At 46.7% G+C, this 22,129-nt stretch carries 15 protein-coding genes, 1 tRNA gene, 1 pseudogene and 1 riboswitch; of the genes and pseudogenes, 10 read left to right on the top strand and 7 right to left on the bottom strand.

All coding sequences use genetic code 11. The annotated features are described in order from the left end of the window. Window positions 1-3: 3 nt before the first annotated feature. The 6 genes from KW548_06885 to KW548_06910 form a co-directional block, all read right to left on the bottom strand. Window positions 4-6,153, bottom strand: coding sequence for an amino acid adenylation domain-containing protein (locus KW548_06885; GenBank protein QXX07688.1), 6,150 nt, complete (start codon window positions 6,151-6,153; stop codon window positions 4-6). 108 nt (window positions 6,154-6,261) lie between these two features. Beyond that, window positions 6,262-7,503 carry an MFS transporter gene (locus tag KW548_06890; protein QXX07689.1) on the bottom strand — a complete coding sequence of 414 codons (1,242 nt, stop codon included), beginning with the start codon at window positions 7,501-7,503 and terminating at the stop codon, window positions 6,262-6,264. A gap of 4 nt (window positions 7,504-7,507) precedes the next feature. Then, window positions 7,508-9,475 carry a TonB-dependent receptor gene (locus tag KW548_06895; protein ID QXX07690.1) on the bottom strand — a complete coding sequence of 656 codons (1,968 nt, stop codon included), beginning with the start codon at window positions 9,473-9,475 and terminating at the stop codon, window positions 7,508-7,510. 260 nt (window positions 9,476-9,735) lie between these two features. Beyond that, window positions 9,736-10,698 carry a helix-turn-helix transcriptional regulator gene (locus tag KW548_06900; protein QXX07691.1) on the bottom strand — a complete coding sequence of 321 codons (963 nt, stop codon included), beginning with the start codon at window positions 10,696-10,698 and terminating at the stop codon, window positions 9,736-9,738. Window positions 10,699-10,856: 158 nt separating this feature from the next. Beyond that, window positions 10,857-11,834: an AraC family transcriptional regulator gene (locus KW548_06905; GenBank protein ID QXX07692.1), complete on the bottom strand. Its 978-nt coding sequence runs from the start codon at window positions 11,832-11,834 to the stop codon at window positions 10,857-10,859. A gap of 754 nt (window positions 11,835-12,588) precedes the next feature. Further along, a tRNA-Asn gene (locus KW548_06910) sits at window positions 12,589-12,664 on the bottom strand. A 553-nt stretch (window positions 12,665-13,217) separates the two neighbouring features. On the opposite strand from KW548_06910, the gene uvrB reads away from it, so the two are divergent. The 3 genes from uvrB (at window position 13,218) to KW548_06925 (ending at window position 17,240) form a co-directional block, all read left to right on the top strand. Next, window positions 13,218-15,248: an excinuclease ABC subunit UvrB gene (uvrB, locus tag KW548_06915; GenBank protein ID QXX07693.1), complete on the top strand. Its 2,031-nt coding sequence runs from the start codon at window positions 13,218-13,220 to the stop codon at window positions 15,246-15,248. 249 nt (window positions 15,249-15,497) lie between these two features. Continuing rightward, the gene (locus KW548_06920; GenBank protein QXX07694.1) at window positions 15,498-16,892 is read left to right on the top strand and encodes a sigma-54 dependent transcriptional regulator; all 1,395 of its coding nucleotides are present in this window, start codon (window positions 15,498-15,500) and stop codon (window positions 16,890-16,892) included. A gap of 3 nt (window positions 16,893-16,895) precedes the next feature. Continuing rightward, window positions 16,896-17,240 carry an Hpt domain-containing protein gene (locus KW548_06925; protein QXX07996.1) on the top strand — a complete coding sequence of 115 codons (345 nt, stop codon included), beginning with the start codon at window positions 16,896-16,898 and terminating at the stop codon, window positions 17,238-17,240. On the opposite strand, the gene yvcK is transcribed toward KW548_06925, so the two are convergent. Next, entirely contained in the window at window positions 17,226-18,113 is an 888-nt protein-coding gene (yvcK, locus tag KW548_06930; protein ID QXX07695.1) for a uridine diphosphate-N-acetylglucosamine-binding protein YvcK, read from the bottom strand. The two genes, KW548_06925 and yvcK, sit on opposite strands and share 15 nt — an antisense overlap. Window positions 18,114-18,292: 179 nt before the next feature. After that, window positions 18,293-18,430: riboswitch (molybdenum cofactor riboswitch) on the top strand. Between yvcK and moaA the strand changes: the two genes are divergently transcribed. The 7 genes and pseudogenes from moaA to KW548_06965 all read left to right on the top strand — a co-directional run bounded on the left by moaA (window position 18,419) and on the right by KW548_06965 (window position 22,106). After that, window positions 18,419-19,408, top strand: a complete 990-nt coding sequence (gene moaA / locus KW548_06935; protein ID QXX07696.1) for a GTP 3',8-cyclase MoaA — start codon at window positions 18,419-18,421, stop codon at window positions 19,406-19,408. (Overlaps the previous riboswitch by 12 nt.) 89 nt (window positions 19,409-19,497) lie before the next feature. Beyond that, on the top strand, window positions 19,498-20,010 hold the full coding sequence (gene moaB, locus KW548_06940) for a molybdenum cofactor biosynthesis protein B (protein QXX07697.1): 513 nt from the start codon (window positions 19,498-19,500) through the stop codon (window positions 20,008-20,010). Between the two features lie 16 nt (window positions 20,011-20,026). Next, a complete protein-coding gene (gene moaC / locus KW548_06945) occupies window positions 20,027-20,506 on the top strand; it encodes a cyclic pyranopterin monophosphate synthase MoaC (protein QXX07698.1) in 480 nt (159 codons plus the stop codon). Further along, window positions 20,503-20,748, top strand: a complete 246-nt coding sequence (gene moaD, locus KW548_06950; GenBank protein ID QXX07699.1) for a molybdopterin synthase sulfur carrier subunit — start codon at window positions 20,503-20,505, stop codon at window positions 20,746-20,748. Before moaC ends, moaD begins: the two co-directional genes overlap by 4 nt. Then, window positions 20,748-21,202: pseudogene (gene moaE / locus KW548_06955) on the top strand (molybdopterin synthase catalytic subunit MoaE). Before moaD ends, moaE begins: the two are co-directional and overlap by 1 nt. Window positions 21,203-21,365: 163 nt before the next feature. Beyond that, window positions 21,366-21,575, top strand: a complete 210-nt coding sequence (gene nrtS, locus KW548_06960; GenBank protein QXX07700.1) for a nitrate/nitrite transporter NrtS — start codon at window positions 21,366-21,368, stop codon at window positions 21,573-21,575. 114 nt (window positions 21,576-21,689) lie between these two features. Continuing rightward, the gene (locus tag KW548_06965) at window positions 21,690-22,106 is read left to right on the top strand and encodes a CBS domain-containing protein (protein QXX07701.1); all 417 of its coding nucleotides are present in this window, start codon (window positions 21,690-21,692) and stop codon (window positions 22,104-22,106) included. Window positions 22,107-22,129: the final 23 nt, after the last annotated feature.

Below are 22,129 nucleotides of genomic sequence, written 5' to 3' on the forward strand. Positions count from 1 at the left end.
TCTTTAATTAACGCGTTGTCGGCGTGTGAGTTTGCGTTGAGTCTGCCTCTGCTGACGTTGGGTGCGCGCAGAGTGAGGTTCAGAACCCTTTGTTGGTACCTCATACGCGCCAGCAAGTAAGGCTGGTGAAGGATAAGTAAACAGGTCTGTAACCGAGATCGTATCGCCTTGCTGGGTGAGTAACCCATGCAGTTGGACTAACTGCAATGAACTTGCCCCGGCATCGAAAAAGTTGTCGTTTTCACCAATCGGAGTCGAGACAATTTGACCAAAGGCTGCCTGAATCCGTTGCACATTTTCTGGTTTGCCTCGGTTACTCTTAGATTGAGAGACCAACGGTTGACCTGTAGCATGGGGGATCGGAGAGGTGACCGGCTCCGAATGTTCAGGCAGCAGAGTGTCCAAAGATTGGGACCAGCTCTGAGGTTGGTTAGCCAGTGTTTTTAACAATGCGACATAGTGTCCAAACATCTGATCCAGCAGTGGTTGAGGTAATAGTGCTTCAACCGCGTCCCAGTTTAGACACAACATTCCTTCGGACTCATAGACTTGATGGTCAAGCCAGACTTGAGGTGTCTGAGAGATACCCCAGACAGGTTTTAGCCAGCCTTTATCCGACAAAAAGTCGCCATCGGAAGTCCCCAGCGCACTAGTGAACACGACGGGCATGCTTGCACTGGATAAGTGCTGTTGACGAGCGAGCTCTCGCATTACCCAAACGGCGGAGACATTACTGTGTTTTAAATCTTGAGCCAGTTGTTGTTGCAGACGTTTGATACTACTGAGCCAATTAGACTCCTGATGCCAAGCCAATAGGAGCAATGTGGTGAAATCACCCATCACCTGATTAATCTGTGGGTGTACATCAGGACGATCAAACAGAGTCAGGTTTAGGGTTAGCGATGACTGGCGTCCCCATGCTGCTAACGTTGCAGCGTATGCACCCATTAAAATAACGGATGGTGTTACCTGTTGCTGGCTTGCTTGTGTTTTGAGAGCTTGCCATTCATGTGGCGATAAAGTCCCAGCTGCTCGTATAAACTTCGGGCGACTCAAAGTTGCAGGGTCGGCTTGCAATGGAAGTGTTGCTGCCGGCGGGAGAGTAGTCAGTTGCTGCTGCCAATAGGTCTTGGCATGCTCTTCTGCTTGAGGCGAGCGGTGATTGCTCTGCCACTGAAGCACATCTCGGAATGTCAGTTCGATCGCCGGAAGCTGAATGCTTGGGTTCAGATACAAAGCTTCGAGCTCTGAGAAGAAAATCTGCATGCTCAGCCCGTCCAACATCATGTTGTCTAATCCGATACAGAGTCGAGCATCGGAGTGTTCTGGCGATACAAGGGCTTCCACTGTGAACAGTGGCCACAATGCGGGGTCATTCACTCGGTGAGATAATTCAGTGCGAATTAGGTCGGCCTCATGACAGTCAATATCAGCGAAGGTATGGCATTGGATTGAGAAAGCAGGAACGTCACTTAAGACTTGCTGCTGATGATTGCGTACGACCGTTCTCAGTGCGTCATGGCGGTTAATCAGTTGGTTAAACGCCTGATTAAATCTTGGTGCATCAAACTCAGACACACGAAATTCAACGAAGAACTGCGCGCTTGTATTCCCTAAAGCAAAACCAGATTGTCGGCCAATCCAATAGGCTTCTTGTACTTCGTTCATTGGGAATGGTCTGTAGCGATCTTCTGGGTTTGGTATCAGTTGGGCCGGCTGTTTCTGAGCTTCAGCGTGAGTCAATTTGGTGGCAAAGCTTTCTAACCTTGTGTGAGTGAAAAGATCAGGGAGATCGGCAATGTATCCGAGCTTTTGCAACGCGCCAATACAGCGGGTAGCCATCAGGCTGTCGCCACCGAGCAAGAAGAAGTCACTGTGGCGGTCAAAAGTCTGTTTGGGGAAAAGCGATTGCCAGACTTGAGCCAAAACGCGTTCGTTCTCAGTTTGCAGCGGTGATTCAAGTGGTGGCGCTTCGTCCATTGATGTATTGTTTTGCGCCAATCGCTTGCGATCCACCTTGCCATTTGGACTCAGTGGCAGTGATGTCAGGAAATGGACGCGTTTGGGTAGCATATATTGAGGTAAAAGCTCTGCCAGTTTTGCTTTTAGAGTTTCACTATCAGGAACTAGGACCTGAGATAAATTACGTAGGGCATAACCCATCAAAGGCCATTGATCTAGCTTATGCTCGAGACGCAGGGCAGCATCTTGGAACCAAGTGAGCAGTTCGCTCTGAGTGGGGAGTGTTGAGAGGGCAGGGTCCATGACCAAAGCGCTGATAAGCGCACCTTCTCCTAGCGCGGAAGTTTCAAGTACCAGCATCAAGCCTTGTGGCGTCAGCAGTTTTTGAGCGTTGGTGAGCCCTGCTTGTGGCTCTGTGAGTCGGTGAAGAACATTATTGAGCAGAACGATGTCTGATTGACCGAACAACTCCTGGTTGTCCTTGTTATCCCAATGATGCACGCTGGCATGAGAGAAGCGCGCTAATCTTGATTGGGCTGATTGAACGAGGGACAAAGACGTGTCCATTGCGTGGTAGTGAAGGGTGTCAGGACCACACAGTTCCAATAGTGCGTGCGCGACTCGACCGCTTCTGGCTTCATACTCTGCGAGAACGACAGGGCGACCAAGTTGAGATGACAGATTAGATATGCCTTGAGCAAGAGCACCAATTTGCGCCTGAAACGCGGGGCTTTGAGTCATTAACGCTTCAGGAGAGAGTATGCTATCTAACAGGGCTGGCGCTGGCTTGCTTCCTGTCATGATGGCTTTCAGCAATTCGCTGTTGTGCGTAAACTCGGAAGGTGTTTCAAACCAGTTTGGACACTGACCGGTTGGGTTGTGCAATTGGTAATGGGTTTCTGACTGCGTAGCTAAACCTTGCTGACAGAGTAACGCCCACCATTGCTTGAATAGTGGCTGGTAGCCTTCTGCTACTCCATAAGCATGACACCAAGACTCGAATGAACGTGATGCTTCACTTGCAGGGATGCTGGTGCAAAGGTGATAGAGCAGAAAATGAGCGACTTCGTTTGCCCCAAGCTGGTTCGCCGGACGACTCGACGCAGGAAATAGATCGCTGTAGCTTTTGGGCAGGCTGTTGTCTGGGGTTGAACTTGCGCAAAGTTGATTGCCTTCAGCGACAACAAACACTTCTAATTGACGATCTTTTCCCCCACAAGGGCTGAGGGCTAAACTCACACCGTGACGAACACCATCTATGCGATTAAGTGCGGCGTCAATATCACCTAACTCTATCCTATAGCCGCCGACTTTGACCTGAGTGTCCTGACGTCCTAAAAACTCAAGTGTGCCGTCAGGCCAGTAGCATCCCATGTCGCCGGTCCGATACCATCGCTGACGTTCGCCACTGACTGAGTCATGAGTTTCAATAAATTGTGCTTCAGTACGTTCAGGATCGTTCCAGTAACCTTGCGCAACCCCCACGCCACCAATCCAGAGTTCACCCACTACCCAATCAGGGCAATCACGACCTGCACTATCAACGACTCGATAGGCTTGATTACTTAAAGGGTAGCCATAGGGAATGGAACGCCACATTGGATCAACCTTATCGACCAAAAACTCATTTGACCAAATGGCTGCTTCCGTTGCGCCTCCCATGGCACTGAACGTCCCCTGCGGGCGAAACTTACGGTAGCGCTCAGGGAGAGACAAATCGATCCAATCCCCTGAGAGCATCACAGTTCTGAGATGAGATGGAGTCGTGAGGCCCATACCTTCACAGTAGGTCAAAAACATGTCAAACAGAGCGGGTACCGTATTCCAAAGCGTGACATGGTACTTATCAACTAGAGCTGCCCAAGCCAGAGGATCTCGTCGTTGTGTTTCAAGTGGAACGACTAAGGCACCACCCGCTGAAAGCACGCCAAATATGTCATAAACAGACAGATCAAAGTGCAAAGCAGACAATGCCAAGACGCGATCTTTTGTGCTGATTTGGTGCCGTTGGTTGATATCAATGCATGTGTTCAGAGCCGATTGATGAGAGATCACGACACCTTTAGGTATCCCCGTAGAGCCTGATGTATAGATGATGTACGCGGTGTCATCAGGTGTGCATCGATGAGGGGGAGATAGCAACGGAGACTCGATAGCGGTTTGCCACTCGATATGATCGGCATCTGTCCAATCGTAGCGTGAGAGAGTGTTCTGACAACGCAATACAAATCGGATATTCGCGCTATCTAATATAGTTTGTCGGCGGCTCAAAGGCTGGTCGGGGGCAATAGGCACATAAATGCCTCCTGCGTAGAGAATGGCAAGTGCAGCAATGATTTGGCCAGGACCTTTCTCCATACTGATCGCGACACGTTCGTCTTTTTCTAAGCCTGCTTTGATTAATAGGTTGGCGAGGCATTGAGCACGAAATGTCAGTGCTTCAAAGCTAATCGTCTCCCCGTCGTGCACGACTGCTATCGCATTTGGGTGGCGCGAAGCAACATCAAAAATGCGTTGGTGAAGCAGCCCGTCAGGCAGTTGAGTCGGTAGAGGAGTACGAGCTTGCCTTTGTCGTTTCTGTTGCTCCGGTAACAGTTCAGGGAAAGGCTCTGACCAGTTTGTGTTTTTGGCAACCAGATGTTCGACAACCTGAACAAAAGCTGCAAATAGACTATCCATAAAGCCTGACGGAAACAGTGCGTCCACGCTATCCCATTGCAACATGATGCCGTCTTTGTGCTTAAAGGCGACAAAATCGAGCCAGACCTGAGGTGTTTGTGAGATGCCCCAACCAGGTTCGCCCAAAGGCGATGAGTCATCGTCACCGAACAGGGAGTGGTTCAGGTTACTGGTAAAGACGATAGGTGCGCCGTGCGGATGGGTTCCCTTTTTTTTCAGCTCTCGAAGAACCTCTACACCAGAATGATGCCTATGTTCATAGACTTCTGCGAAGCGTTGTTGATGTGTTTGAGCCAACTCGACAATGCTTTTCTCTTCGAGGCGCATATCCAACAAAAGAATGTTGGTGAAGTCGGCAAGTAAGTGCTGTACATCTTCGTTAAATGGGTAGCAATCAAACAAGGTTAGATTGAGTAGGAGATCGGTTTGACCGCTCCACCTAGAGAGAACGACTGCATAAGCGGTTGCCAATACCATGGTTGGTGTGACTTGATGTGCCGAAGCATGTTTCTGAAATATCGCCCATTGCTCATGATTTAGAGTATGGCGACGACGATGAAACTGGGGCTTACCAATTTGATGCGGTTCATTTGTCAAAGGAAACTTTGGCGCTGTAGGTAGCGAGTCTATTTGCTCGGACCAGAATTGTTTGGCGGCTTGGCGCACAGTAGCCAATTCCGCTTTCTCCTGTGCCAGATAGCTGCAAAAATCATAGTGCTTTGAGCGAGGCGATAACGGCATGCCCTGTAATAGTTGTGACAGTTCATTAAAAAACAGGCTAAAGCTCGCGGCATCCATAACCAAGAGATCGATGCTGACATGCACTCTGAATTGGTCTTGAGGCAATAAAGAACAGTGAAATTCTATCGTTTGGCCATTTTGTACGTCTAACGGACGGTGGCTAAGTTTCGCTCTCAAGTCGAGCAAGGCACTGTCTGCCTGCTCAGCAGGCATGTCTGTCAAATCATGACAAATGACCTTTATCGGACTCGTTGGTCTTTGCCAGCGTTGCATACCATCGCTTTGAAATGCGACGCTCAGCATCGGATGGCGTTTGACTAAAGTGTTTAGAGCGCGTTCTAAGAGAACGGTATCGAGCTGTCGTCCATTAAACTCTTGATAAAGGTGACAGCCGTTGCCTCCCAGCGGCTGATTCGGGTCGCGACCGACATAATACGCATGCTGCACTGGTGTCATCGGAAACGGCTGACCATCGAGCATACTAGGCAAACGGGCAGGCGAGACTTCTGATTGCGCCTGCTGGTGTTTTTTACCGCTTGCGTGTAAACGAAGTAGATCGCGCACATCACCTAGTGTTGGACTGGCATAGAGCTGCTTGAGGCTAACTTTACAGCCTGCGCGCCTAAACTGACTGACCATACGCATTAAAAACATTGAATCCACGCCTAGTGAGAACATGTTTTCTTCGTCATTGAGAGCAGCATGAGAGAGTGCATAAGTATCGCAGAGCGCCTGTTCAAACTGGGTAATTAGATCAGTGTTATTGGACATGTTGGCATCTTACTTTTATCAAATTTAGGTTGAGCCTCCCTAAGCCACATGCGTTCATGTGGCTTAGAGAGAGGGTAAATTTGCCCACCATCGGTGGGCGTTATGGGATTAGGTAACTTGAGGTTGAGGTGATGACCTTGGTATAGAGAGGCGAACAATACCAAGCCCAAAAGCAATGACAGTTGCAATAACCGCAATGCCATAGTGGGCGCCATAACCTAAGTTGGCGATGACAATGCCACTTGCCAGTGCCATCAGAATGGCAACCGCCATGTCTGTGGACTGGAAGAGGGTGAAGTCAACACCAGCTTGCTTGCCGTATGCCCATTCCATCATCAGGGTATAAAGGGCAACAAACTTCGCGGCGGCTACTGCTGAGCTGAGCACGTAGAGGATCGGTAAATGGAATGTACTTGTGATGAGCTCTCGCGTATCGAGGAAAAAACAGGCGAAGACCAAGGCTTCTAAACTTAAACAGGTCAGCAGCATGGTACGAGCAGAAAAGTGTTTCATTAATATGGCACTGACTAGCACCCCGATCAGTCCAGTGATGGCACCACCTCCTGCGGCAAGTACACCTAGATCGGTCAATTGAAGACCTTGATCAAACAGGTAAGGCATCATCATTGATTGCACGCCTCGTGTCCCTATTTGGCATACTACTACCATGAGTAACCCCAAACGAACGCTGGAACTGTTCCAGGCTCTGCGCAATGAAGGGTGGCACGTTTCGATTTGAAGTTGTGGTGAAGGCACCTCTTTACGAAACAATGCAATCGTTGGTAGTGACATCGCCACAATGAGTGTCATCAGAACATACAGCGCCGTTTGCCATTGGTAGACCCCCATCATATAGATGAAAAGTCCACCACCAAATAGAGCACCGATGTAAGCGCCTCCGACTTGCATTGAGTTGCCTAAATGACGACTTCTTTGCGGCAATCGATCGACCGCTAAGCCATCCGTACTGATATCTGCAACAGTAGAGAATAAAGCCAGAGCAAACACGCTGATAAACAACAGGGCGGGGAGCTGTATCGCTGAAGTTAAAGCCATTCCAGTGAGGATGACAACAACGCCTAATTGGGCAAAACCAATCAGTTTCCCATGGCTCAACAGTCCGCGACGCTTTCGCATTGCTTCCACATAGGGTGCCCATAAGAATTTCAACGCCCATGGTAGCATCGCTAAATAAAACAAGCCGATTTGAGAGGTTGAGATACCCTCAGAGCGCAACACGGCAGGTAGACCTTGCAGTGTAAACATCCCAACGAGGCTTTGTATGGTGTATACGCCAGCAAGAACCGCCAATAGTGGTTTGAGGCCCAGCGTCGTTTGAGCGGTGTTCATGGCATTACCACTCTAGCTTCATGTTCAAGCCAACCTCTCGCGCTGTACCGTAGTTGCTGTAGCGCGTGTTGCTCCAAGTATACGCATAGGTGACGTACTCTTTGTCGGTCAAGTTATGACTGAATAAGCGCAGAGAGAGATTGTCATTGATGGCATACTGAATAGCTAAGTCAACTAGAGTATAGCCGTCTTGTGCCACCGTGTTGTTTTCATCAAAGTAGATTTTTGAGGTGTATCGTGCGTTGGTAATGATTGAAATATCGCCGTCTACCCAGGTTTGAGGCAAGTAATACTCAAGCCCAGCGACAGCGGTTGTATCCGGTGCATAAGGCAGAGTGTTGCCTTGAATACCATTGTTGCCCGATTCGAATGTCGACTGACCGAAGGTAGCTCCTAGTGTCAGCGTCAGATCGTCTGTGGGGTAGTAAGCAAGATCCAGCTCTATACCCTGACTTTGCGCATCGCCCATATTGCTTAGGACCTGACTGTTGGGGGTGCCAGTGTACAATTGAATATCTTTGGTGTCGATCCAGTAAAGAGCGCCACTAAAGTGTAGCGTTTGATTGAGCAAGATGGTTCGCCACCCCAATTCACCATTTAGAGACTTCTCCGCATCATAACCATTCTTATCACCTGAGCTGAGTGGAACTGAGCTAAAGCCACCTGGTCTGTAACCACTGGTTAATGAGGCAAATATTCTTGAATCTTCATCCACTTGCCAGCCAAGCGACGCTTTTGGTGAAACCACACTTTCCGACTTGTCCGATTGGTAACTGTCAATCTTCCGGACGGGGTTACCGCCAAAGTCGGACTCGGAGGAGAATCTTGATGCGCGTAACCCGCCAGTAAGGTCGACACTTTGTGTTAGCGCATAAGTTGCTTGGCCAAATAGAGCATAGGTATCGGTCTTGATGTCATTCTGACCACCCGAGTTAGCATCAAAGCGTCGATTCTCGTAGTAGCCACCAACTAATGTTGAAAGGTCATCGTTGAATTGGGTGTTAGCGCGCACCTCCTGACTGAAGGTGTTTTGGTCTTCCACCCATTTGCCACCGACAAACTGACGGTCAACGTTGCGATTCTGGTACGCCGTGATACTGGTGAGCTGAGTTGCCCCAAGATCGTAACCCACATTTAAAGCATAGCTATTGACGACACGTTTAAGTTCAGGGATGTCTTGGCTGGTCGCCTTGTTGTTATATTCTTGTTGAGTTAAATACCACTCTTCATGGCTGTCTAAGTGCGCAGAAGATACTGAAAAAGTGAGGGAGAGTGGTGATTGCTCAGGCAGATAGTGGAATCGGGCAGTACCGCTAAAGTCTTCGGTTTCATTGGCATCATCGGTATTGCTTGGAATATGACGAATGTTTCCTTCGTCTTTTAATGAGCGGATTGCCACATCAGCATAGGCTGCCTCGCTAATCGCGACGGCGACTGAGGCATCAAGCTGTTGACTTCGATTGCTGTAGGTAACACCTGCTGAAGCTGCGGTCTCATCGGTAGCCTTTTTTGTCGTAATGTTGATGACACCACCTTGAGCATTACCTCCGTATAGCGTGCCTTGAGGACCTCTGAGTAGTTCGACTTGTTCTACGTTTAATAACTGCTGGGTAAGGAATGCACTGTCTTGCAGTACACCATCAACGTAGATACTGATTGTGGGTGAATAATAGTCTGGTGAGCTAACGCCTCGTACGGTTGTATTGGCATACGTGCGATTACCTCGTGTCTGAATCATCAGACCCGGAAATGCTTTCTCTAAATCTTTTACTTCGTGGATCCCCGCTTTCTCAAGCTCTTCACCAGTTTTGATTAAGATGGCATTGTCGACACGCTCTAAGGGAATGTCTTGCTTAGTCGCTTCGATGATCATCACTTCCTGACTATGGTCATTAGCAGCGACGGCTGGACTTAGCATTGCCGTCAACACTGCCAGTGAGAGCGGAGAAAGTGAGAAACGGTGCCTGAACATTTTACGGAATCCTTCTATTAATGATTTTATCGTCTATGGTGCAAATCTCATCGTCGAGGCGCTAACTCAATCAGGGGAAAAAAACGCGCGAATAGGCGTTTTCGACAATGAATGAGTAAAATTCAAACGCGAGCCTTTAGAGGGAATTTGTCAATCTCTTGGTTTATGTGTTTAATACTCTGTATTTAAAGGGCTTTTTATGAGATCTGTTCTTCTGCATCTAGATTTCAAACGGGCGTAATTATTGTGTTAAGCGTTACTTACAGTGTGTGGCGATACGGTGTCGAGGGGGACTCTGACGGATAAGCCGAGGGAGCACAGCCGAACTCTTTTTTGAATGCCGCGGCAAAATGGCCATGATTGGCATAGCCTACCTCTTGCGCAACATGTGAAATGGAGAGCGCATGCATACTTAACAACTCGGCTGCTTTGGCCATACGTTGTTGCACAATGTATTGATGCACCGTGGTGTTTAGCTCTTTGCGGAACCACTGCTTGAGTGATGTTTCGTTGGTGCCAATTCGTCGGGCCAGTTGTGTGATAGTAGTGGGCACCATGTATTCTTTATCAAGGATATCGATGGCTCTTTCGAGACCATTGCAATTGTCTATACGTGTACATCGAACATCATCATTTGCAAACAGGTATCGTGTGGCTTCCGTTATAAACGAGTAGGCTAAGTGATGGTGCAGCGTGTCATTGAGCGTAGAGGCTAGAGATAGGCGATCCGCGAACCGTTTGAATGCCTCCGTTGCGGGCTTCATTGTCAGAAAGGGTTCCCTACGTCGAAGCCTATCTTGGATGTCGTCGCCGATTTGCATGACATCCAGATATTCCATCAACACTTTTCTCGGCATCTGTATCGCAAATAGATGGGTTTGTTGAGGTTGGTATCGGCACATGCCTGTTCTCGCATCAGAGTAACACAAGGCCAATGCTTGGCTGGGGAGGATACGAGGGGTGGCTAAACTGTCGATATAATAGTAAACCGCATTGCCAAAGTTGAGCATGATGGTAACGGAATCGAACTCAGTTTTGTCTTGTGTATCGAGTTGGATAGGAGAGCTGAAGTGGCCATGGAACTCGCTCAGCACGACATCATCATTAAGTTGATTACACCTTAGGGAAAATTCACATCTAGGATGTTTAAATACAATGTTTCCATTGGTTTGGATAGACTCCTCCATGAGATCTAAGTGGAAAGGAATACGGTAGTAAGCCATAGTTTTATTAATAATTATTTTTTGATAATGAGAAACATTATCACTTATTGGCTATTATGTCTATTATTGCATTAGTACAAACACTCTAGTAAAAAGACCCCGACGTACGCCGGGGCTGGTCTCAACTCGCTACCAGAGGGAAAGACAGAAGGGTAATATCAGGCTCTTTGGCGGCACTTACGATATTGAAGAGGGTTTTGTCCAAAGTGTTGCTTAAACAGTTTGGTGAAGTGAGAAGGGCTTGAATAGCCTACTTTGTATACGATATCTATAATAGGCTGGTCAGTGAACTCGAGTTCTGTTGCAGCGATATCCATTCGTGTTTGTTGTAGCCGCTTGGAGAATGTCGTATTGAAGAGCAACTTGAATCCTCGTTTAAAGCTCGTTTCATTGGTACCCACTTCTTTGCATAGCTCTGCAATACTCCAGTTTTTGCCAGGTTCTTGCTCGATTAAAGAATGTGCTTTACGGATCTTGTTCAGAGTTCGATTGGACAAACACGCGCTATCATCAGTCTTTCGGTTTGGCTGAATCATCTCCAGCTGCCCTAGTAACTTTGACAAACACTGATAGGCTTGTGAAACAGTGTACAGGGGTGTTGTTGTCTCTGGTGTATGGGGTGTTTCATTGATATCGAGCTGACTGAGAAAGCGCTGAATATCAAAGCTTGTATCAAATACCCAAGGTCGATTGTCAGCGAGAGGTTCAAGGCTACGATTTTTTAGCACTTCTTGAATTTGGTGATGAATCTTGCCCAAGTAGTGACATTCAAACCGAATGTCGGCGATCTCAACAAAGGTTTCTTCTGTACTTATAAAAACGTCATTGAACTGGTCGGTGGATAAAATAAGAACACTTTTACCGGGTTCCAGTTCAAGCGGTTGATCTTGACCATTGTGCCAAAGCAATCGTTCACCGCGCAAAACGGTTAATATGCGCAGGCAACAGGTGGGTTCCTTAGGCTGAGTCTCGTAGGCTGTGCAACCTCCATATCCAGATAAAGTATGAATTTGACACCCAAGGCACCCGCCGAATGATTGGCAGGTCGGTTTTATCGGTGAGCGTAAAGATTGGCTAGTTGCACACGATGTGGCTTGAGAGCAATCAGATTGAAATTTTGAGTCAACGCAGTTCATAGTTGGTACCCTTCAATACGGCTTAGTCAGCTAAATGCACACATGTTTCGTTGGAGTATTGAGAAGCGGGCCACATGGCAAAGTACTTATTTTCCACACGTTGTCTCATATTTTTATTTTATTTTTTGAAACTCGTATTATTGGTTTTATAAACGAGATCTCCATTCTGTTGAGCTACTCGATTTCTGTCTACTCGGATCGGAAGTCATTTTTCTTCACTTTGCACCGCAATTGAGTAGTGCTTATAGCAAAGGAAAACCAAAATTATTTGACTGATGCACATGAAACTTCGACTGTCGCCGCAGCCGCCAACAATGACGAGTAAGTACTGCTCAGTGGGTAATGTTTGCGCAAAACGTTGGGAAACGATCGTTAGGGCTTGCAATCTTCTTGAATATGGCTCCCTCTACGGGAATCAACATGGCCGGCTAGGTCTGAGGCATTGGTTTGGCACAAACCTGAAGCATTAGATACGAAAAAGCCGCGTCTTACGACACGGCTTTTTCTGAATTTGGCTCCCCCCTGTCGGGACTCAACGCGGGCGGCTAGCTCTGAGACATTTGCTTGGAACAAGCAAGTCGCAGTTGAAAACGAAAAAAGCTCAACCTTTCGATTGAGCTTTTTTTCTGAATTTGGCTCCCCTTGTCGGGACTCAACGCGGGCGGCTAGCTCTGAGACATTTGCTTGGAACAAGCAAGTCGCAGTTGAAAACGAAAAAAAGCTCAACCTTTCGATTGAGCTTTTTTTCTGAATTTGGCTCCCCCTGCGGGACTCGAACCTGCGACATACGGATTAACAGTCCGCCGTTCTACCAACTGAACTAAGGGGGAATTGCGTTTAAGCGCTGCGAATCTTATCGACGGGATGAGACTCTGTCAACCTCAAAATCGCCTCATTGAGTTAAATATTTTTGTTAGAAAGTGCTTTACTTTTTTTAGCCCTTGAAGCGTAAAGGTTGGGTTTACTTATCCACCAAAATTGTGGATAAGTGTGTTAATTAAACTTGATAAACGAAATAACGTCGAAGCAATCGATTTTTAGATGAAAAACTGACCAATAAAAGTTCAGTGATAACTTGTTGTACATTAAAGCTTCAGTAGCAGGCTAGAACATAACTGATGATGGTAGAGCGTTTTTTTGAATCGTGTGGATAAACTGGTTGATTAACCATAGATGTGAGTAAACTGTGAATGAGTTTCTACGCGAAGATTAGAGCGCAAACAGTTTAGGGCCAAAGATAGTAGCAGGATTGAATATTAGGATCTAGCGGTATGCGGACAAAATATTTAAAACAGGCGGTTATTTTTTCTTTAGCTATTGTTTCTGTATATTCATACAGTCAAAATAGACCCGATTTATTCTTCATGTACGGATGAGGTGCCAATGAGCAAAGTTTTTGATTTAGTGTCGGATTACCAGCCATCAGGCGACCAACCAACCGCGATTAGCCAGTTGTTGGACGGATTAGATTCGGGACTCGCGCATCAAACCTTGTTGGGTGTAACAGGTTCAGGCAAGACATTTACCCTAGCTAATGTTATCGCACAGGCACAGCGTCCGGCCATCCTGCTTGCACCGAATAAAACACTGGCAGCACAGCTTTATGGAGAGATGAAGGGATTCTTCCCTAATAATGCGGTTGAATACTTTGTTTCTTACTATGACTATTACCAACCTGAAGCCTATGTACCGACAACGGATACGTTTATAGAGAAAGATGCCTCTGTGAACGCCCACATTGAACAAATGCGTCTATCAGCGACCAAAGCCTTACTTGAGCGCAAAGACGCTATCATAGTGGCTTCTGTTTCCGCGATTTATGGTCTGGGTGACCCTCAGTCTTACTTGCAAATGATGCTGCATGTGCGTCGCGGTGACGTGATGGATCAACGTGATATTCTGCGTCGACTGGCTGAGTTGCAGTACAGCCGCAATGATGTTGCTTTTGAGCGAGGTCAGTTCCGTGTCCGTGGCGAAGTGATTGATGTTTTCCCCGCAGAATCTGATCAAGATGCTGTCCGGATTGAAATGTTTGATGATGAAATCGACTGTATCAGTGTTTTCGATCCTCTCACAGGGGTAGTGAAACAGCGCGATTTGCCGCGTTTTACTATCTACCCCAAAACGCACTACGTCACACCCAGAGATAAGATCCTCGATGCGATAGAGAACATTAAAGTTGAATTGGAAAGTCGCAAAAAATACCTATTGGACAACAACAAGCTACTCGAAGAGCAGCGCATCTCGCAGCGGACCCAATTTGATATCGAGATGATGACCGAGCTTGGTTTTTGCTCTGGTATCGAAAACTATTCGCGCTATCTCAGTGGTCGTAGTGAAGGTGAACCGCCTCCAACTTTGTTTGACTATTTGCCCGATGATGGTTTGTTGGTGATTGACGAGTCTCATGTGACGGTACCGCAAATTGGCGCCATGTATAAAGGAGACCGCTCTCGTAAAGAGACCTTGGTGGAATTTGGCTTCCGATTGCCTTCAGCGCTGGATAATCGTCCGCTTAAATTTGAAGAATTTGAATCTCTCGCACCCCAAACGATATTTGTCTCTGCAACACCCGGTAACTACGAACTGGAAAAATCGGATAGTGAAATTGCCGATCAAGTTGTGCGCCCCACAGGCTTGTTAGACCCCGAATTAGAAGTTCGCCCTGTAGCGACTCAGGTAGATGACCTATTGTCTGAAATCCACCTTCGTTCTGCCAAAGACGAGCGTGTCCTTGTAACAACGTTGACAAAGCGAATGGCGGAAGATCTCACTGAGTATTTAACAGAACACGATGTTCGCGTTCGTTATCTCCATTCTGATATCGATACGGTCGAACGTGTGGAAATTATCCGTGATTTACGACTAGGTAAGTTTGACGCTTTGGTTGGTATCAACTTGTTGCGAGAAGGTTTGGATATGCCAGAAGTTTCGCTGGTGGCTATTCTTGATGCCGACAAAGAAGGCTTCTTACGTTCGGAGCGCTCGCTGATTCAGACCATAGGCCGTGCGGCACGGAATATTAATGGTAAAGCGATCCTCTATGCCGATACTGTAACGAAATCTATGCATAAGGCGATGGGAGAAACCAACCGTCGTAGAGAGAAACAACAAGCCTATAATGCTAAGATGGGCATTGAGCCGCAGGCACTAAAGCGTAATATCAAAGATATTATGGAACTTGGTGATATTGCTAAGAGCAAAAAACAACGAACTAATAAACAGGTCCCGTTGTCTGAAGTTGCTGAGCCCTCCCAGTCCTATAATGCGATGACACCCCAACAGCTTGAAAAAGAGATCAGCAAGTTGGAAGCGCAGATGTATCAGCATGCTCAGGATCTGGAGTTCGAAGCGGCAGCTGAAAAACGAGATCAGATAGAGAAATTGCGCCAGCAGTTCATAGTGAATAGCTGAATGAACTTCTGACAGGCAAAAAAATAGCCAGTAGGTAACATCCTATTGGCTGTAAGTTGTGAAGACTAAGTTCACTAACAACGTCAGTTGGCTAGGTGACCCAAAGGGTCATTATTTGAGCAGCATTTAACGTGCCAATTTTTTTACGCCAATTTTAGGGCGTTTCTCGTTTTTTAAACAATAAATTTGCAAAATGCAAAGCGCAATGCAATCATTTATACAAATTGCGAAGAAAAATTCGGCTAGGTTATGCAACAAAATACGCAAACACAAAAGTCAAGATATCTTTTGATGGTGGAAGACACAGCGTCAGTCGCGGCGTTGTACCGTTCTTATCTCACTCCATTGGGCATCGATATCAATATTGTTGGCACTGGGCGTGATGCTATCGAGAGTCTCAACTTTCGCACTCCAGATTTAATTTTGTTAGATCTGCGACTTCCAGACATGACTGGCATGGATGTCTTACATGCAGTAAAACAGAAAACCCCTGATGTTCCAGTAATTTTCATGACGGCTCACGGCTCGATTGACACGGCAGTAGAAGCGATGCGTCATGGTGCACAGGATTTCCTTATCAAACCATGTGAAGCTGATCGGCTTCGTGTCACGGTCAACAACGCTATTCGCAAAGCGACGAAGTTGAAAAATGAAGCAGATAATCCTGGTAATCAGAACTATCAAGGCTTTATCGGCAGTAGCCACACTATGCAGGCTGTCTATCGCACCATTGACTCCGCTGCAGCGAGTAAAGCCAGTATTTTTATTACTGGAGAAAGTGGTACGGGCAAAGAAGTGTGTGCTGAAGCCATTCACGCTGCTAGTAAGCGTGGCGACAAACCTTTTATTGCTATCAACTGTGCAGCCATTCCCAAAGATCTGATTGAAAGCGAGTTGTTTGGTCACGTGAAAGGCGCGTTCACGGGGGCTGCTACTGATCGTCAAGGCGCAGCAGAACTTGCCGATGGTGGTACTCTCTTTCTCGATGAGCTGTGTGAAATGGATTTAGATCTGCAGACTAAGTTGCTACGCTTTATCCAAACGGGCACATTTCAAAAAGTGGGCTCCTCGAAAATGAAGAGTGTCGATGTACGTTTTGTTTGTGCGACCAATCGCGATCCATGGAAAGAGGTGCAGGAAGGGCGCTTTCGTGAAGATCTGTACTATCGTTTATACGTGATCCCATTGCACTTACCTCCTTTGAGAGAGCGTGGTGATGATGTCATAGAAATTGCTTACTCTCTGCTAGGCTTTATGTCTAAAGAGGAAGGAAAGGACTTTGTCCGATTGGCACCAGAAGTCGTTAGTCGTTTTGCCCAATACGAGTGGCCAGGTAATGTGCGTCAGTTACAAAACGTGCTGAGAAATGTCGTGGTGCTCAACAATGGTGAAAATATCTCGATGGATATGTTGCCACCACCACTTAACCAGCCAGTTGAGAGGCAGATAAGGATTGAACTGCAGGACAAAGACAGCTTTTCTGTGCATGACATTTTCCCTCTGTGGTTAACAGAGAAGAAAGCCATCGAGCAAGCGATTAAGGCCTGTGAAGGAAATATTCCTAAAGCGGCGGGTTATTTAGATGTCAGCCCATCAACGCTTTATCGTAAGCTACAAAACTGGAACACTAAGGAAACACAGTAATCGATCATGGAAGTCTTAAATCAAACCAAAATAGACCGATTGGCCAGTGAAATTGGTGCCGATAATGTCCCCATTTTACTCGATATCTTTCTCGGGGAGCTGGTGCAATACATTGAGAAGCTAAGCACTGACGAAGATTTGGATAAAGATGCCTATCTAAAAGAGATTAGTCATGCGCTAAAGAGCAGTGCAGCGAGCTTTGGCGCTGAATCTCTCTGTGCATACGCTGTTGAAGTGGATGCCAAGGCTAAATCGGGTCAGCAGCTCGATATCTCAGCGACGCAGCTGCAAATGGTCGCGCTGTTGAGTGAAACCCAACAGCGTTACAGAGCATTACTGACAAAATAGCGATTCTACGGCAGATTGCAATTTGCTTCTGTCGTGTCGCCAGTCTCGATTCGGTGAAGCCAGAGGCGTCGTCACGCAATTCCAATCGTTTAATTCGGGATGCGTTTCTTCACCCAGTACCACATCAATTTTACGCCCGCGGCAAGCACGCTGACACCATTCTAGCTTTTCTTTAAGGGTCAACTTACCGGCAGGCCCACTTTCTGGAGAGAGGTTTTCAACGAAAACCAGTTGAGCTTTCTTGTTATTCTCAATGGCTCGACCAATTTCAGATAATAACAACGGCGGCATAATACTGGTTAGAAAACTGCCCGGACCAAGAATGATGGCGTCAGCCTGCTCTATCGCCAGCACGCCTTCAGTGGTCGCTGGAACTTCGGGCTCTAAGTCGAGGCGTACCAGTTTCTCTGGCATTTCATCGACACTCGTTTCTCCAGTTACCCACTGGCCGTCTGGAGCGAGTGCTTTCAAATCAGCGGGGTGCTCTGTCATTGGAATGATATTCACGTCTACTTTCAGCATGTTACGAATAAGGTTAATTGCATCCAAAGGCCGAACCGAAAGGTTGTCGAGTGCAGTTAGCATTAAGTTGCCTAAGTTGTGACCATCTAATTCGCCTGAACCTTTAAAGCGGTATTCAAACATCATCGAACTGATTGAAGGGTCAGTAATTAATTGGTTGATACAGTTTCGTGTGTCACCCCAAGCTATGCCTCCCTGACAGTGACGGATCCTTCCGGTCGAGCCTCCATTATCTGTAGTAGCAACAATGCCTGTCGCATTTCCACCAAAGTCTTTCAAAGCCGCTAACATACGTCCTAGGCCGTGGCCACCGCCAATGGCGACCACTTTTTTTGTACAGTACAGAGTCATCAATTTTGTTCTTATTTGATCATATTCATCTACAATCTAGAATAATTGAACTGCTGAAAGTACTCAATACGAGGTATTTTGGGCGCTGGATGTGATTTTTTTCTGTTTAGGGTAGAAACACACACAATTATTAAGTATTTTATCGTCAGCTGCTGTCTTTAAGCGCAGATCTTAATAGGCAGTTGCCATAACTCCGAGCTCATCGGGCTAAGTTCATAATGAATATGCGTGCTGAGCCAGTGACTGATTGTCACCAGGGCATAATTGGAAATGATTATCGCCTCCCGTGTTTGGAAAGGTGTTCCGTGGCGCAACAATTCGAAGATAGATTTCGACGCAAGTTTTACTACTTGCGTCTCTCTGTTACAGATGTCTGTAACTTTAAATGCACATATTGCCTGCCTGATGGTTATCAACCCTCGGGACAGAAAAACTCGTCTTTTTTAACGCTTCCAGAGATCAAACGTGTGGTTAGGGCGTTTGCTGACTGTGGTACGTCGAAAGTCCGTATCACTGGCGGTGAGCCAAGCTTGCGTAAAGATTTTACCGATATTATTCGTACCGTTTCGGAGACCGAAGGTATTGATAAGATCGCCACCACCACCAATGGTTACCGGATGGAAAAGCAGGTCGCGGATTGGCAACGAGCTGGATTGACCCACATTAATGTCAGTGTCGATAGTCTTGACCCACGAATGTTTCATCAAATTACTGGCGAAAATAAGTTTGCACAAGTGATGGCCGGTATCGATCGCGCCTTTGAAGTTGGCTACGAGCAGATCAAAGTAAACGTGGTGTTGATGAAGGACCTCAATTCTCACGAATTACCAGCGTTCCTAGGTTGGATTAAAAGCCGTCCAATTCAGCTGCGTTTTATTGAGCTGATGCAAACGGGTGAGATGGATCAGCTCTTCCACAATCATCATGTTTCAGGTGTAGCGATTCGTAATCAGCTGATTGCCAATGGTTGGTTACTTAAAGCGCGTGCAAACAACGATGGCCCTGCTCAGGTTTTTATTCACCCTGATTATCAAGGTGAAATTGGCCTAATCATGCCTTATGAAAAAGACTTCTGTGAGAGCTGCAACCGCTTACGTGTCTCGGCTAAAGGCAAATTGCACTTGTGCCTGTTTGGTGAACATGGTGTTGAGCTGCGTGACTTATTGCAGCAAGACTCGCAAGAAAATGCGTTGATTGAGCGTATTCAGGCTCAATTACAGACGAAATCAGTGAGCCACTTCCTTCATGATGGCAATGCGGGCATGACACCGCATCTCGCATCGATAGGCGGCTAAACGCTGATACTCAATTCTCAAATCATATTATGTTGGGCTAAGCCTCAGCTTGGCGCAATCTGAACAAATCGAAATAGGTAGGTGAACAAATGGGTCACGCAGAAAGCAAATTTCAACCAGCAAACATTGCAGTGTTAACCGTCTCTGATACACGTACAGAAGAAAATGATACTTCTGGCGCATATCTGGTTGAGAACGCAAAGGAAGCGGGTCACAACGTGGTGGACAAGCAGATCGTGATTGACGATATGTACAAAATCCGTGCGATCGTTTCTCAGTGGATTGCGGATGAAAGCGTGCAAGCTGTGATGATTACCGGTGGTACGGGCTTTACCTCTCGCGATAGTACACCTGAAGCACTTAAGCCTCTGTTTGACAAAGAAGTAGAAGGGTTTGGTGAGCTGTTCCGTCAGGTGTCATACGAAGAAATCGGTACATCGACCATTCAATCACGCGCGATTGCAGGGTTTGCTAACCATACCGTTATTTTTGCCATGCCGGGTTCGACAGGTGCGTGTCGTACAGGTTGGACAAAGATCATTAAGCAACAGTTGGATGCCAGCCATCGTCCTTGTAACTTTATGCCTCACCTAGCGGTTTAACCTTCAGGAGTAGCTAATGAGCGAATTCACTCATATCAACGCTTCTGGTGAAGCAAACATGGTTGATGTATCGGCCAAAGCAGAAACAGTACGAGAAGCTCGCGCTGAAGCTTTTGTTCATATGAAACCTGAGACTTTGCAATTGATCGTGTCTGGTTCTCATCATAAAGGTGACGTGTTTGCGACCGCGCGTATTGCCGGTATTCAAGCCGCGAAGAAAACTTGGGATTTAATTCCACTTTGCCACCCCTTATTGCTGTCTAAAGTTGAAGTGCAGCTAGAAGCGATCGAAGCTGAAAATATGGTTCGTATTGAGTCTGTGTGTAAGTTAGCAGGTAAGACCGGTGTTGAAATGGAGGCCCTAACCGCCGCATCAGTGGCCGCATTAACTATCTACGACATGTGTAAAGCTATACAAAAAGACATGGTGATAGGCCAAGTTCGTCTGCTGGAGAAAACGGGTGGTAAGTCAGGTCATTTTAAGGTGGATGCATGATTAAAGTTCTGTTTTTTGCTCAAACCCGTGAATTGGTTGATACTGATGAACTTGAACTAGAAGCTCGTTTTGAGACCGTAGAAGCACTACGAGCAGAACTTGCAGCCCGCGACGGTAAATGGGACTTAGCGTTGGAACCAGGCAAATTACTGGCAGCAGTGAATCAGTCTATTGTGTCTCTTGAGCACCCTTTGAGTGATGGTGATGAAGTGGCTTTTTTCCCTCCTGTGACAGGAGGTTAATCATGGAACGTGTGTCTGTTCAGTTCGAAGATTTTTCTGTTGGCGCTGAGTACGAAGCTCTCGCACTGGGCACAGCCTCTGGCGCCGTCGTTACATTTGTTGGCAAAGTACGAGACATGAACCTTGGCGATAAGGTCACTGGGCTATCTCTGGAGCATTATCCGGGGATGACAGAAAAAGCACTCGCCGAAATTTGCCAGAAAGCTGAGCAGCGCTGGCCTTTGCTTGATGTTCGTGTGATTCATCGTGTCGGTGATTTGAATATTGGCGATCAGATAGTTTTCGTTGGTGTTTCAAGTGCTCACCGAGGTGCGGCGTTTGAAGCCTGCGAATTCATCATGGATTATCTCAAGACCCAAGCACCGTTTTGGAAAAAGAACGCACAACAGAAGAGACTCGTTGGGTTGAATCCCGAGAGTCGGATACCAAAGCTGCTGAGCGTTGGAAATCATAAAAGCAGGCCCTCTTGATGATGGGCCTGTTTTGTATTTGATCAATCTATATGTTTGGTGTCGCGCTGGCATGTTGGGCGAGGGGGAATCTTTAACTGCTTTAAATCTTCTAACTATAGTTTAGTTAGGTCACCAAGTATTGATACAAACATAAGGCTTGCTCATATGAATGCACAAATGACCAAAAGAGCGCTGATCATTGCGGCCGTAGTCGGCACGTTACTCAATGTCATCAACCAGTATGATGCGATTCTTGGGGAAGGCTCTGTCAACTGGGCCAAAGCGTCTTTGACCTATTGTGTCCCGTTTTGTGTCTCACTGTTCAGTAGTTGGCTGGCCACACGTGATGCGCAGTCCAACTGTCCCGGCGACTAGTTCTGTGATAGGTAACGTCTATTGGAAAAATTGTTGTTTTCAATTTAGTAAAATCAAGAAATTAGACAACAATTACAATATGGCAAGCGTGACTTGCTCTTTAAGGAGATACAAATGGAATCATTGAAAGTAAGAGATTACATGACACTGCAAGCCGTGACGTTTAAACCTGAAATGTCACTAAGTGCTGCGCTGGAAAAAGTGATGAAGTCGAGTTATCTCGGTGGACCGGTTATTAATGAAAAAGAACAAGTGATTGGTTTTCTTTCAGGGCATGACTTGCTAGATAAACTGGTTAAGGTCAGTTACTACTGTCAGGATACTCACATTGTTTCGGACTGCATGCATCCTGATGTTATTTCGGTTGGACCTGATACCTCAATTATTGAGCTGGCAGATATGATGCAAGTGGGTAAACCGAAAGTGTATCCGGTGATTGATAACGGCAAACTCGTCGGCATTATTACACGTCGTGATGTACTCAGAGCGGTGGCGAAGAATCTCGACGATTGCTTTAAACATCCAGTATAGTGGCGTGTTATAAATTTTAGAAA

It is taken from the genome of Vibrio neptunius (assembly GCA_019339365.1).
GTDB lineage: Bacteria > Pseudomonadota > Gammaproteobacteria > Enterobacterales > Vibrionaceae > Vibrio > Vibrio neptunius.

What these genes read in the sequence shown, in the direction of transcription:
- KW548_06900 (QXX07691.1), bottom strand. Translation starts at nt 10,698, where the DNA reads ATGGCTTACTACCGTATTCCTTTCCACTTAGATCTCATGGAGGAGTCT.
- KW548_06905 (QXX07692.1), bottom strand. Translation starts at nt 11,834, where the DNA reads ATGAACTGCGTTGACTCAAAATTTCAATCTGATTGCTCTCAAGCCACA.
- yvcK (QXX07695.1), bottom strand. Translation starts at nt 18,113, where the DNA reads ATGACTCTGTACTGTACAAAAAAAGTGGTCGCCATTGGCGGTGGCCAC.
- moaD (QXX07699.1), top strand. Translation starts at nt 20,503, where the DNA reads ATGATTAAAGTTCTGTTTTTTGCTCAAACCCGTGAATTGGTTGATACT.
- KW548_06895 (QXX07690.1), bottom strand. Translation starts at nt 9,475, where the DNA reads ATGTTCAGGCACCGTTTCTCACTTTCTCCGCTCTCACTGGCAGTGTTG.
- KW548_06885 (QXX07688.1), bottom strand. Translation starts at nt 6,153, where the DNA reads ATGTCCAATAACACTGATCTAATTACCCAGTTTGAACAGGCGCTCTGC.
- KW548_06890 (QXX07689.1), bottom strand. Translation starts at nt 7,503, where the DNA reads ATGAACACCGCTCAAACGACGCTGGGCCTCAAACCACTATTGGCGGTT.
- nrtS (QXX07700.1), top strand. Translation starts at nt 21,366, where the DNA reads ATGAATGCACAAATGACCAAAAGAGCGCTGATCATTGCGGCCGTAGTC.
- KW548_06920 (QXX07694.1), top strand. Translation starts at nt 15,498, where the DNA reads ATGCAACAAAATACGCAAACACAAAAGTCAAGATATCTTTTGATGGTG.
- moaC (QXX07698.1), top strand. Translation starts at nt 20,027, where the DNA reads ATGAGCGAATTCACTCATATCAACGCTTCTGGTGAAGCAAACATGGTT.
- KW548_06965 (QXX07701.1), top strand. Translation starts at nt 21,690, where the DNA reads ATGGAATCATTGAAAGTAAGAGATTACATGACACTGCAAGCCGTGACG.
- uvrB (QXX07693.1), top strand. Translation starts at nt 13,218, where the DNA reads ATGAGCAAAGTTTTTGATTTAGTGTCGGATTACCAGCCATCAGGCGAC.
- moaB (QXX07697.1), top strand. Translation starts at nt 19,498, where the DNA reads ATGGGTCACGCAGAAAGCAAATTTCAACCAGCAAACATTGCAGTGTTA.